Below are 12,007 nucleotides of genomic sequence, written 5' to 3'. Positions count from 1 at the left end.
GCGAGGAGCCCCTGGTGACATCCTTTTTCCTGCGTTCAACCGCTGCGCTGCTGGCCCTGTCGCTGGCCGGCTGCGCCACCCAGCCCCGGGAGCCGGCGCCCAAGCCGGCCGAGGTACGCGCGCAGATCGTGCGGCTGATGCCGATCAATACCCCTGATCGCGAAGGCTGGGCCGCCGATATCTACGCCGCCTTCGCCGCCCAGGAAATCGCGCCGACCACCGAGAACATCTGCGCGGTGCTGGCGGTGACCGAGCAGGAGTCGACCTTCAATGCCGACCCGCAGGTGCCGGGGCTGGCCAGGATCGCCCGCGCGGAAATCGACCGCCGCGCCGCCAGCCTGCACATTCCTCGGCTGCTGGTGAACGCTGCGCTGCGCCTCGAGTCGCCGACCGGCAAGACCTACCAGCAGCGCCTGGACAGCGTGCGCACCGAAAAGCAGCTGAGCGCCATCTTCGATGACTTCACCGGCATGGTGCCCCTCGGCCGCCAGCTGTTCGGCACCCTCAACCCGGTGCGCACCGGTGGGCCGATGCAGGTCAGCATCGCCTTCGCCCAGGCCCATGCCGAGGGCTACCCCTATCCGCCGGACGGCTCCATTCGCCGCGAAGTGTTCAGCCGCCGCGGCGGCATGTACTTCGGCATCGCCCACCTGCTGGGCTACCCGGCCAATTACCCGAAACCGCTGTACCGCTTCGCCGATTTCAATGCCGGCTGGTACGCCAGCCGCAACGCGGCGTTCCAGAACGCCGTCACCAGCGCCTCGGGCATTCCCCTGGCCCTCGATGGCGACCTGATCATTCACGGCAGCAGCAGGGCGGGCTCCACGGAGCTTGCCGTGCGCTCGCTGGGCAAGCGCCTGGATATGAGCGAACGGGCGATTCGCCGGGACCTGGAGCAGGGTGACAGCCTGGATTTCGAGGACAGCCGCCTCTACGAGCGGGTATTCGCCCTGGCCGACGCGGCCGAAGGCAAACCCGTGCCGCGCGCGCTGCTGCCCGGCATCGTGCTGAAGAGCCCGAAGATCACCCGCCGCCTGACCACCGCCTGGTTCGCCGAGCGCGTGGACGTCCGTCACCAGCGTTGCATGGCACGGGCCAGATGAACGGTTGCTCAAAACTTCCAGAATAAGCGCGGCAGGTCGGTTAGCATCATCCGTCCACACACCGTGGCGCGGGAGCAGGCATGAGCGCGCAGAGTTGGGTCGACCTGGCCCAGGACGCAGACACCGGGATCGAGACCATCCGCGCGCATTTTCGCGGGCATGCCTACGATCCTCACTGGCACGACGCCTACCTGGTCGGCTTCACCGAGCAGGGCGTGCAGCAGTTCAATTGCCGCAAGCAGTTGAACAGCAGCCTGGCAGGCCAGGTGTTTCTGCTCGAGCCCGGGGAACTGCACGACGGCCATGCACCGGAGCCGGAGGGCTTCACCTACTCGACGCTGTACCTGGACGGCCAGTGGTTGGAGCGTGAGCTGCGCAGCCTGTTCGAGCATGCACCGGCGGACTGCCTGCCAGGCTTCGGCGCCACCCTGGCCAGTGACCCGCGCCTGCTGGCAGCGGTGGTCGAGGCTTTTGGCGCCCTGCATCGCCAGGAGCTGCGCATGGTCAGGCAGGCTGCCCTGGACGGGCTGCTGGCGCGCCTCACCGAGCGGCTGCACTGGCGCCGGCGCCTGGATGTCGACCCGCGCCTGCCGCTGGTGGCCCAGCGCGCACGGGATTTCCTGCACGACCAGCACAGCCGCGATATCGGCCTGGACGACCTGGCCGCTGCCTGCGGCGTCGATCGTTTTCGCCTCAGCCGCGCCTTCAAGGCCGCGTTCGGCCTGGCGCCCCATGCCTACCTGGTGCAGCTGCGCCTGGCGCGGGCCCGGCACCTGCTGGCCCGCGGCGAGCCGCCGGTGCAGGTGGCGGCGATTCTCGGCTTTGCCGACCAGAGCCACTTGGGGCGCTGGTTCCGCCGCGCCTACGGCATCACCCCGGCGAACTACCAGCGGCGCTGCTCAAAGCTTCCAGACTGCTGAGCTGCAGGCGCCGATGATCAGGGCTCGGATCGTTGAGGAGCCCATTCATGACCCAGTTGTTGCCCTTTATGCTGTTCGCTTTCGTCGCCTCCATCACCCCGGGGCCCACCAACGTGCTGGTGCTCGGCAGCAGCGCCCGCCATGGCCTGGCGGCGACCCTGCCGCTGGTGCTCGGCGCCTGCTTTGGCGCGGCGGCCATGGTGGTTGCGGTCGGCCTCGGCCTGGGTGAGCTGCTGCAGCAGCACCCGCGCCGGCAATGGGCGATGGCCTGGTTCGGCGTGCTGTGGCTGAGCTACCTGGCCTGGCGGATTTTCAGCAGCCCTGCGGCGGCGCTGGATGGCGCGGCGGTGACGGCGGGAGAGAAACGCCTCGGGCTGGCTGCCGGCGCGGCGCTGCAACTGGTCAACCCCAAGACCTGGATGATGGCCCTGGCGGTGGTCAGCGTATTCGCCACACCGGGGCCCGGGCAGGGGCTGCGGGTAGCGCTGCTGGCGGCGATCTTCCTGGCCATTTCCCTGGCGTGCCTGGGCTGCTGGGCATTGCTCGGTCGCGGCGCCGCCCGGCTGTTCACCTCGGCGCGCGCCATGAGCCGTTTCAACCAGACGATGGCCGTGCTGCTGTTGGCCTCAGCCTGGCTGGGTGCGCCGCTTTGAACCGCTGACGCGCTGAGGGCGATCCTCCCAGCGATTCATGTGATACCGCGATCCCCGTGTAGGAGACGCGACCTCCCGGCGAATCGTGAGCACGACGCCGTTCTCGCGGTAAGGCCGCAATCGTTTTCGCGCCGGGGGCGACGCTCCCACGCGGGCGTTGGGATGCTCGCGATCATTGTAGGAGCCGCGACCCGCGGCGAATCGTGAGCACGACGCCGTTCTCGCGGTAAGGCCGCAATCGTTTTCGCGCCGGGGGCGACGCTCCCACGCGGACGTTGGGATGCTCGCGATCATTGTAGGAGCCACGACCCGCGGCGAATCGTGTGCACGACGCCGTTCTCGCGGTAAGGCCGCAATCGTTTTCGCGCCGGGGGCGACGCTCCCACCAGGCTCGTGTGATACCGCGATCCCCGTGTAGGAGACGCGACCTCGCGGCGAATCGTGTGCACAACGCCGTTCTCGCGGTAAGGCCGCAATCGTTTTCGCGCCGGGGGCGACGCTCCCACGCAGGCGTTGGGATGCTCGCGATCATTGTAGGAGCCGCGACCCGCGGCGAATCGTGAGCACGGCACCGTTCTCGCGGTAGGGCCGCAATCGATATCGCGCCGGGGGCGACGCTCCCACTCGGGCGTTGGGATGCTCGCGATCATTGTAGGAGCCGCGACCTCGCGGCGAATCGTGAGCACGGCACCGTTCTCGCGGTAAGGCCGCAATCGTTTTCGCGCCGGGGGCGACGCTCCCACCAGGCTCGTGTGATACCGCGATCCCCGTGTAGGAGACGCGACCTCGCGGCGAATCGTGTGCACAACGCCGTTCTCGCGGTAAGGCCGCAATCGTTTTCGCGCCGGGGGCGACGCTCCCACGCAGGCGTTGGGATGCTCGCGATCATTGTAGGAGCCGCGACCCGCGGCGAATCGTGAGCACGGCACCGTTCTCGCGGTAGGGCCGCAATCGATATCGCGCCGGGGGCGACGCTCCCACTCGGGCGTTGGGATGCTCGCGATCATTGTAGGAGCCGCGACCTCGCGGCGAATCGTGAGCACGGCACCGTTCTCGCGGTAAGGCCGCAATCGTTTTCGCGCCGGGGGCGACGCTCCCACCAGGCTCGTGTGATACCGCGATCCCCGTGTAGGAGACGCGACCTCGCGGCGAATCGTGTGCACAACGCCGTTCTCGCGGTAAGGCCGCAATCGTTTTCGCGCAGAAGGTCGTTCTACCGCCCGCGCAACTCCTCCAGACGCTGGCGCTGCCTGCCCTGCGCATCGAAATTCTCCGGGGCCAGCCAGCGTACAAAGGCATCGCGAATCGCCGGCCATTCGCCATCGATGATCGAGAACCAGGCGGTATCGCGATTCCGCCCCTTGATCACCGCATGCTGGCGGAACAGGCCTTCCTGGGTGAAGCCGAGCCGCTGGGCTGCGCGCATCGAGCGCCCATTACGGGCATTGCACTTCCATTCCAGGCGGCGATTGCCGAGCTCGTCCATGGCCAGGCGCATCAGCAGCCAGAGCGCTTCGGTGGAGGCGGGGGAGCGCTGCATGGCGCGGCCAGAGGCGATATGGCCGATCTCGATGCAGCCGTCGGCCGGGGCGATGCGCAGAAAGCTGAGCAGCCCCACGGCCCGCTCGGTGGCCTTGTCGATCACCGTGAAGAACAGCGGGTCGTCGCCCGCCTGCCTGCCGGCGAGCCAGTCATCGAAAGCGCCGCGTTCGGCGAACGGGCCGTAGGGCAGGTAGTCCCACAAATCGGGATCACTGTCCGGGCCTTGCAGGGCATGCCATAGCGCCTCGCCGTGGCGCTGGGCGTCCAGCGGTTCCAGGCGCACGTAGCGGCCGTCGATGGGCGCGCGGGGCGGTGGTGTGGCGGGTACCCAGTCGAGCGGGGCGTCTGTCATGGTCGGGCTCCTGATCACAATTTCTTGCGGTACTGCACGAGGCCGGGGCGCTCGGCGATGCGGTCGTACAGCTGCATGGCGTTGGTGTTGCTCTCGTGGGTCAGCCAGTGCACCCGCGAAGCGCCGGCCAGCCTGGCCTGGGCGTAGACGTGCTCGATCAGTCCGCGCCCGACGCCGCTGCCGCGAACGCTTTCGTCGACGAACAGGTCCTGCAGGTAGCAGTAGTCCCCCGCGGTCCAGCAGGAACGATGGAAAATCCACTGGACCATACCCATGGCGCGGTCGTCCTGCCAGGCCAGGGCCGCGTGCATCGGCTCGTCGGCGTCGAGAAAGCGCTGCCAGGTCTGGGCACTGGTGGCCTCCGGGATCTCGGTGGCGTAGAAACGCTGGTAGCCCTGCCAGAGTGGTAGCCAGGCGGCGTGATCGTCAGCGGTAACGGCGCGTATTTCCATGTTCGGTCTCCTGTTATCGTTCGGTCATGCGCTGCGCCAGGGCGCGGTCACGGGGATCGGGGCTGGCATCGAGGCCGTCACGCACGCCGCGCTGGTCGGCCTCGCTGCGGTTCTGGCCCAGCTTCCACTTGCCCTCCAGGCGCGCGATGGGCAGGGCGAAGCCGACGATGGCGCGCAGCATCCCGTCGATGTAATCGCGCGGTGCGTCGTCAATGGTCCAGGGCTGCGGCCGCGGTTGCTCATGGCGGTCGGTCAGCGCGCCGAGCAGGGCCAGCAGGCGTTCGGCATCGTCGAACACGTCGGCGCGGCCATGGGCATGCACGGCGATGTAGTTCCAGGTCGGCACCACCTTGCCGTGCTCGGCCTTGGTCGGGTACCAGGAGGGGCTGACGTAGGCATCGGCGCCGCCGAACACCACCAGGGCCTCGCCGCCTTCTGCCAGCAGCCGGGCATGGGGGTTGGCCCGCGCCAGGTGGCCATACAGGGTGCCGTAGGGGCCTTCTTCGGCGCGCAGCAGCAAGGGCAGGTGGCTGGCCTGCAGGCCATGTTCGCCAGGGCTGATGAGGGTCGCCAGGCGGCAGGCGTGGATTTCCCGGTGCAGGGTGGCGAGGTCGTTCTGGCGAAAGGCGGGTGGCGTGTACATGGGGCGTTCCTTGGCTGGATGCGCCATCCTAGAATTACGATTGGTCTGTTGTAAGATCCATTTCCCGTGACTTTCATGGAGCCAATCATGGCCACCTCGGCGCCGCTACCCGTCGACCTCTCGGGCCTGTGCCTGCAGCCCGGTGCAGGCCTGTCGCGCCAGCTGTACCAGGCGCTGCGCGAACGCATGCTCGACGGGCGGCTGCCCGGTGGCACGCGCCTGCCGGCCAGCCGCCAGCTGGCCGAGCTGCTGGGGGTGTCGCGCAATACCGTCAACCGCGCCCTGGATCAGCTGTACGCCGAGGGCTATGTGCAGGCGCGGGTCGGCGATGGCACCTACGTGGCCGACCTGGCCGCCAGCGCGCCGTTGCCGGCGGAGATGCCGGTGAGCCAGGCGAGCAGCAGCGCCTTGCAGCGATTGGAGCGCTTTCATCTGCCGCCGCACCTGCCCGGGCCACCGCGGGCCTTTCGCGTTGGCGTGCCGGCTTTCGACCTGTTTCCCTACGACACCTGGGCACGTCTGGCCGCGCGTTTCTGGCGCCGGCCGGCGTCTGCGCTGCTGGGCTACGGCGACCCGGCGGGTGATGGTCGGCTGCGTGAGCTGATCGCCGCCTACCTGCGCAGCAGCCGCGGCCTGCAGTGCGACCCGGGGCAGATCATCATCACCTGTGGTGCCCAGCAGGCCATCAGCCTGTGCACCCAGCTGCTGCTCGAGCCTGGTGACCGGGTGGCCATCGAGGACTTGGGTTACCGCGCCGCCGCCCACGCGTTCAGCGTCGCCGGTGCCCGCCTCGAGGGCGTCGGCATCGACGCCGAGGGCCTGGACGTCGCCGCGCTGCAACGTTCAGGGCCGTGTCGGCTGGCCTACGTCACCCCGTCGCACCAGTACCCGACCGGGGTGACGCTGTCGCTGCCCAGGCGCCTGGCCCTGCTCGACTGGGCCGAGCGCCACGATGCCTGGATCATCGAGGACGATTACGACGGTGAGTACCGCTACAGCGGCACGCCACTGGCCCCGCTCGCCGCCCTGGATCGCGGCCAGCGCGTGCTGTACGTCGGCACCTTCAGCAAGATCGCCTTTCCGGCCCTGCGCCTGGGCTATCTGGTGGCGCCGCCGCGCCTGGCCCAGGCGTTCGCCCGGCGCCGTGGGGTGGATATGCGGCATTCCGATATCGGCACCCAGGCGGTGATGGCCGACTTCATTGCCGGCGGGCATTTCCAGCGCCATATCCGCCGTATGCGCAACGCCGCCCGGGCCCGTCGCGATGCCTTGCTGGCCGGCTGGCCGGCTGCCGTGCCCGGCTGTGCGCCACTGCCGGACGTGCACGCCGGCCTGCACCTGAGCGTGCGCTGCGAGAGCCTGGCCCGTGAGCGCGAACTGATCGCGGCGGCGGCCAGCTGTGGGGTGGAGATCAACCCGCTCAGCGTGCAATGGCTGCCCGAGGGGAGCACGCCGGCGGAGCAGCGTGCCGGGCTGGTGATGGGCTTTGCGGCGGTGCCGGAACAGGCCATCGGCGAAGCGCTGCAGGCCCTGCGCAGGGCCTGGAAGTTGCCGGGCTGAATTCAGATCTGCCGCTGCTTGGGCTTGCGATCGGCCCCTGGGGGCTCGATACCCCAGCTGCCGTCCAGGTACCAGTCTTCGCCGAACAGCTCGATGGGGTGCTGGGTGCGGCCGGCGCCGTTGCCGCATTGCAGGTCGGTGGCGCTGCAGTAACGGTCGCAACCCCAGCAGATGCGCTCGGGGTTGCCGGGTTGCAGGGGGAATTTCTTGGCCATCTCGCGTGCTCCGCTGGGTGTCGATCCCAGCCTAGCGCGACAGGCCGCTGGCCCCTTGACCGGGATCAAGGCCTGTCCCGGTCGAGGAGCCGTCGGTCAGGCGGGGCGCGGCTCTTCGCTGTTTTCCTGGCCGGCGTTCTGGCGCAGCTTCTTGGCGCGTTTTTCCAGCACCAGGTAGACCACGCAGGCCACCGCCAGCGGCAGCAGGAAGTAGATCGCCCGGTAGCCGATCAGCGCGGCGACGATGCTGCCCTTGGACATCTCGTGCTGCAGCATGGCGATGAACACGGCCTCGATCACCCCCAGGCCGGCCGGGATATGGGTGATCACCCCGGCGATACTGCTGATCATCAGAATGCCAAGAATGGTCGGGTAGAAGGCCTCCTCGGGCAGCAGCAGGTAGATGATCAGCGCCATCAGCGACCAGTTCAGGGCACCCAGGCCGGCCTGCAGCAGGGCCATGGGCAGCGACGGCAGGTTCAGTTCGTGGCCGCGGATCGTCCAGCTGCGACGCTTGGAGAACTGGCAGGCCAGCAGGTAGCCGATGCCGATGGCCAGCAGTGCCAGGCCGATGATGCGCAGACCCGTGGCACCGATCGCCCAGCCCTCCGGCAGCTTCAACAGGCCGAAGGTGAACAGCACGCCGGCCAGCAGGATGTAGCCGAGCCAGTTGGTGATCAGGCTCATGCTCAGTACCCGTGTGATGGTCGAGACCTTCAGGCCCAGGCGTGAGTACAGGCGATAGCGCAGCGCCACGCCGCCCACCCAGGAACTCAGGTTGAGGGTGAAGGCGTAGCATACGAAGGTCAGCGGCAGCACCTGCCGGGCGGGCAGGCCGTGCTGGGTGTAGGCACGGCCGATCAGGTCGAAACTCGAATACACCCCGTAGCTGAGCGCCGTGACGCCAACCGCGGCCAGGAGAATGGTGGCGCTGTAGCTGCGCAGGGCCAGGCTGACTTCCTGCCAGTCGAGGTTCTTGACCAGCATGAACAGCAGCGCCGGCACCAGGATGAAAAAGCACAGGGTCAGCAGGCGCTTGGCCCAGCGCCAGGCCGGTTTGCCCTGTTTGTCGTCGGCTTTGCTCACGAGACTTTCTCCTGGTCGACCTGCAAGGTGCCGCACTGCGGCGCTTCAATATCGGGTTTGAGCAGCTTGAGCCGCGGTGAGTGGGCCGGGAACCAGCCGGCGATGGCCGGGAAGTGGCGCAGGAAGTGGAAGCACAGGAAGATCAGCGGCGCGCGCCACCAGTAGCCGCGCATCACCCGCTTGAGCGGCACCGACTTGCAGCTGGAGGCGGCCAGCTCGGACAGGTGCTCGTGCAGGCGGCGATTGAGTGCCGGGTCGCGGATGATCAGGTTGGCTTCCAGGTTCAGGGACAGGCTCAGCGGGTCGAGGTTGCTCGAGCCCACGGTGCACCACTCGTGGTCGGCCAGGGCGACCTTGCCGTGCAGCGGACGCTGGCAGTACTCGTAGATGGTCACGCCGTCGCGCAGCAGGTAGTTGTAGGTCAGGCGCGAGCACAGGCGCACCAGCGGCATGTCCGGCATGCCCTGGAGGATCAGCGTCACCTTAACGCCACGGCGGGCGGCGTTGCGCAGCTCGCGCAGCAGGCGGTAGCCGGGAAAGAAGTAGGCGTTGGCGACGATCAGCCGGTGCTGGGCCTTGCGAATGGCGTCCAGGTAGTGCTGTTCGATGGTGTTGGTGTCGTCGCCGTTGTCGCGGATGGTCATCAGCAGGCGGCTGTTGCCGGCGTGGCGGTGCTGGCCGGGCTGGTTGACCCGGCGCTTGGCGACTTCGCGGTCGTCGCGGGCCTCCAGCAGGCGCTCGGCAGCGGTGTGCAGGTCGGCGACGATCGGGCCGCGCACCCGTACGGCGTAGTCCTGCTTGGCCATCGGGCCGTAGTCACCGAGGTGGTCGGCACCGAAGTTGATGCCGCCGATGTAGGCGATCTCGCTGTCGATCACCACGATCTTGCGGTGCAGGCGACGGAACAGGTTGGTGCGCATGCCGAGCAGGCGCTTGCCGGGGTCGAACATGTGCACGCGCACACCGGCAGCGGTCAGCGCGGCCACGTACTCGATGGACAGGTCCGCGGTACCGTAGCCGTCCACGGTGATCTCCACGCTGGCGCCGTTGCGCGCCGCGGCGATCAGCGCCTGCTGCAGCTCCATGCCGACCTTGTCTTCGAAGATGATGAAGGTTTCCAGCAGCACTTCCTGCCGGGCGTTGCGGATGGATTCGAACACGGCGGGGTAGAACTCCTCGCCGTTGATCAGCAAATCGACCTGGTTGCCATCACGCCAGTCGTACTTCATAGCCGTATCTCCACAGCCAACGGTGCATGATCCGACAGGTGCGACCAGGGGCGGGTCGACAGCACCTGCGGGTTGTGAGTGGTCGCGTTGCGTACATAGATGCGATCCAGGCACAGCAGCGGCCAGCGCGCCGGAAAGCTCCTCGCCGGCTTGCCGTGCTCGCTGACGAACGCTTCTTTCAGGCCGCTGGCGGCCAGCAGGCCGTCGGCGCGCTGGCGCCAGTCGTTGAAGTCCCCGGCGACGATCACCGGGGCATCGGGCGGCAGTCGGTCGATCACCTTGCAGAGCAGGCCGAGCTGCTGCTTGCGGTGGACTTCGCGCAAGCCCAGGTGCACGCAGATGGCATGCACTTCGGCGTGGCCCGGCACGTCGAGCACCGAGTGCAGCAGGCCGCGCTGCTCCTGGGTGCCGATCGACACGTCGAGGTTCTCGTGGCGCAGGATCGGGAATTTGGAGAGCAGGGCGTTGCCGTGGTCGCCGTGGGGGTAAACGGCGTTGCGCCCGTAGGCGAACTGCGGCCACATGCTGTCGGCGAGAAATTCGTACTGCGGCGTCGGCGGCCAGTTCTCGTAGCGCTTGGCATGGTGCTCGTGGGTGCCGTGCACCTCCTGCAGGAACACCATGTCGGCCGACAGGGTGCGCACCGCATCGCGCAGTTCCGGGAGGATGAAACGGCGGTTCAGGGCGGTGAACCCCTTGTGGGTGTTGACGGTGAGAATCTTCAGCGTATGAACCGCGCTGGCCAGCTCCGTGGGGGCCGGTTGGTGGGTGGTCATGGGGTCACTCCTGGCGACTGGCCGGGGGCGTTGGGCAACGCCTTGGCCAGGTCGAACTTCTGTAAGAGCGCGTGGGCGTCGTAGGGCGCACGTACCTTGAGGTCGTTGTCGAAGTAGCAATACACGTCGCGTGACGCTCGGGCCCGTGGCTTGTGGCTGTCGATCAGCTGCGCGTCGCCGGGGTGCTGGCCGCGGCTCCAGGTGGCGATGCGCTGGTGCCAATGGTCGATGGCGTCTTCGTCGTAACCGCTTTCGTAGAGCTTCTTGTTGCCGTGCAGGCGCAGGTACACGAAGTCGGCGGTCAGATCCTCGGCGTACGGCCACTTGCCGGCGCTGTCGGCGAACACCAGGGCCACCTTGTGCTTGCGCAGCAGCTTGATGAAGGCCGGGTCGCGAAAGCTGTCGTGGCGGATTTCCACGGCATGGCGCAGTTTCTGGTGGTGGGGCGCCTCCAGGCTGCCGTCCTGAAGACGATCGGCCTGCCTGGCGCTGCGCAGGGCCTGGTCGGTGTCCTGTGGCAGCAGGGCGAGGAAGTCGGCGAAGCGCTGCTCGTCGAAGGCCATGCTCGGCGGAAATTGCCAGAGGATCGGCCCCAGCTTGTCACCCAGCTGCAGCGGGCCGGAGGCGAAGAAGTTGGCGATCGGCGTGGCCACGTCGTCGAGGCGGCGGATATGGGTGATGTAGCGCGGCGCCTTGACCGCGAAGCAGAAGCCGTCGGGCGTTTCGCTGGCCCAGCCGGCATAGCGCTCGGGTGTCTGCAGGGCATAGAAGGAGCCGTTGATCTCGATGCTGCTGACCGCCCGTGAGGCGAACGCCAGTTCCTCGCGCTGCTTCAACCCTTCGGGGTAGAAGTCGCCACGCCAGGGCGCATAACGCCAGCCGGAAATGCCGATGTGGATGTGCTTCACCGCGGCTCACCCGCTCGCGGCAGACCAACGCGCAGTTGCCCGCAGGCGCCGACTCTTCGCGTCGGTCTGCTCATGCTCAGTGCGCGCCGGTAACGCGGCGCAGCAGCTCGGCGCTGGCCCGCGGGTCGTCGCTGAGGGCCAGGTTGCCCAGCGACACCACGCCCACCAGGCGCTTGTCGCGGTTGAGCACCGGCAGGCGACGCAACTGGTTGTCGCCCATGTTGCGGGCCACGTCGCGCACGTCCTCGTCCTCGAAGCAGTAGCGGATCTCGCCGCTCATCACCTCGGAAATCGGCGTTTCGCCCGGCATGCCGGTGGCCACGGCACGCACGGTGATGTCGCGGTCGGTGATCATGCCGACCAGGCGGTCGTCCTGATTGACGAGCAGGGCGCCGCAATCGATGCGCGCCATCATGGCGGCGGCTTCGTGGATGGTCTGGCCCGGCGTGATGGTCTGCACGCCGCGGGTCATGATTTCGCTGACTTTCATGCTGTCCTCCTGGCGATGGTCGCGGTGGTTTCAGCGAGGGGCCCGGGCGCGACAAGCGCGCGGGCGTCGTTAAATTCC

At 68.0% G+C, this 12,007-nt stretch carries 13 protein-coding genes; 4 read left to right on the top strand and 9 right to left on the bottom strand.

Annotation, left to right across the window (positions count from 1 at the left end; genetic code table 11):
• Positions 1 to 11 precede the first annotated feature (11 nt).
• The 3 genes from K8U54_RS01380 to K8U54_RS01370 all read left to right on the top strand — a co-directional run bounded on the left by K8U54_RS01380 (position 12) and on the right by K8U54_RS01370 (position 2,676).
• Positions 12 to 1,103: a DUF1615 domain-containing protein gene (locus tag K8U54_RS01380; RefSeq protein WP_434060006.1), complete on the top strand. Its 1,092-nt coding sequence runs from the start codon at positions 12 to 14 to the stop codon at positions 1,101 to 1,103.
• Between the two features lie 80 nt (positions 1,104 to 1,183).
• A complete protein-coding gene (locus K8U54_RS01375; protein WP_249908544.1) occupies positions 1,184 to 2,023 on the top strand; it encodes an AraC family transcriptional regulator in 840 nt (279 codons plus the stop codon).
• Positions 2,024 to 2,070: 47 nt separating this feature from the next.
• A complete protein-coding gene (locus tag K8U54_RS01370) occupies positions 2,071 to 2,676 on the top strand; it encodes a LysE family translocator (protein WP_249908543.1) in 606 nt (201 codons plus the stop codon).
• A gap of 1,213 nt (positions 2,677 to 3,889) precedes the next feature.
• On the opposite strand, the gene K8U54_RS01365 is transcribed toward K8U54_RS01370, so the two are convergent.
• The 3 genes from K8U54_RS01365 to K8U54_RS01355 are packed head-to-tail and all read right to left on the bottom strand — an operon-like array spanning position 3,890 to position 5,665.
• Complete coding sequence (locus K8U54_RS01365; RefSeq protein ID WP_249908542.1) at positions 3,890 to 4,570, bottom strand: GNAT family N-acetyltransferase; 681 nt, start codon at positions 4,568 to 4,570, stop codon at positions 3,890 to 3,892.
• A gap of 14 nt (positions 4,571 to 4,584) precedes the next feature.
• On the bottom strand, positions 4,585 to 5,022 hold the full coding sequence (locus K8U54_RS01360) for a GNAT family N-acetyltransferase (protein ID WP_249908541.1): 438 nt from the start codon (positions 5,020 to 5,022) through the stop codon (positions 4,585 to 4,587).
• A gap of 13 nt (positions 5,023 to 5,035) precedes the next feature.
• Positions 5,036 to 5,665, bottom strand: a complete 630-nt coding sequence (locus K8U54_RS01355; protein ID WP_249908540.1) for an FMN-binding negative transcriptional regulator — start codon at positions 5,663 to 5,665, stop codon at positions 5,036 to 5,038.
• Between the two features lie 87 nt (positions 5,666 to 5,752).
• Here K8U54_RS01355 and K8U54_RS01350 point away from each other — a divergent pair, with 87 nt between their 5' ends.
• On the top strand, positions 5,753 to 7,225 hold the full coding sequence (locus K8U54_RS01350; RefSeq protein ID WP_249908539.1) for a PLP-dependent aminotransferase family protein: 1,473 nt from the start codon (positions 5,753 to 5,755) through the stop codon (positions 7,223 to 7,225).
• 2 nt (positions 7,226 to 7,227) lie between these two features.
• On the opposite strand, the gene K8U54_RS01345 is transcribed toward K8U54_RS01350, so the two are convergent.
• From K8U54_RS01345 to K8U54_RS01320, 6 genes are all read right to left on the bottom strand, one after another.
• Positions 7,228 to 7,440, bottom strand: a complete 213-nt coding sequence (locus tag K8U54_RS01345) for a DUF3079 domain-containing protein (protein WP_249908538.1) — start codon at positions 7,438 to 7,440, stop codon at positions 7,228 to 7,230.
• Positions 7,441 to 7,536: 96 nt separating this feature from the next.
• Positions 7,537 to 8,526 carry a lysylphosphatidylglycerol synthase domain-containing protein gene (locus tag K8U54_RS01340; protein WP_249908537.1) on the bottom strand — a complete coding sequence of 330 codons (990 nt, stop codon included), beginning with the start codon at positions 8,524 to 8,526 and terminating at the stop codon, positions 7,537 to 7,539.
• Positions 8,523 to 9,755, bottom strand: coding sequence for a cardiolipin synthase ClsB (gene clsB, locus K8U54_RS01335; RefSeq protein ID WP_249908536.1), 1,233 nt, complete (start codon positions 9,753 to 9,755; stop codon positions 8,523 to 8,525). Before clsB ends, K8U54_RS01340 begins: the two co-directional genes overlap by 4 nt.
• Entirely contained in the window at positions 9,752 to 10,531 is a 780-nt protein-coding gene (locus tag K8U54_RS01330; RefSeq protein WP_249908535.1) for an endonuclease/exonuclease/phosphatase family protein, read from the bottom strand. The genes clsB and K8U54_RS01330 overlap by 4 nt, the downstream gene beginning before the upstream one ends.
• Positions 10,528 to 11,439: a DUF72 domain-containing protein gene (locus K8U54_RS01325; RefSeq protein ID WP_249908534.1), complete on the bottom strand. Its 912-nt coding sequence runs from the start codon at positions 11,437 to 11,439 to the stop codon at positions 10,528 to 10,530. Before K8U54_RS01325 ends, K8U54_RS01330 begins: the two co-directional genes overlap by 4 nt.
• 76 nt (positions 11,440 to 11,515) lie before the next feature.
• Positions 11,516 to 11,929 carry a CBS domain-containing protein gene (locus K8U54_RS01320; protein WP_249908533.1) on the bottom strand — a complete coding sequence of 138 codons (414 nt, stop codon included), beginning with the start codon at positions 11,927 to 11,929 and terminating at the stop codon, positions 11,516 to 11,518.
• Positions 11,930 to 12,007 lie beyond the last annotated feature (78 nt).

The organism is Pseudomonas fulva (assembly GCF_023517795.1).
Classification (GTDB): Bacteria; Pseudomonadota; Gammaproteobacteria; order Pseudomonadales; family Pseudomonadaceae; genus Aquipseudomonas; species Aquipseudomonas fulva_D.
This window is presented reverse-complemented; position numbering and strand designations above follow the sequence as displayed.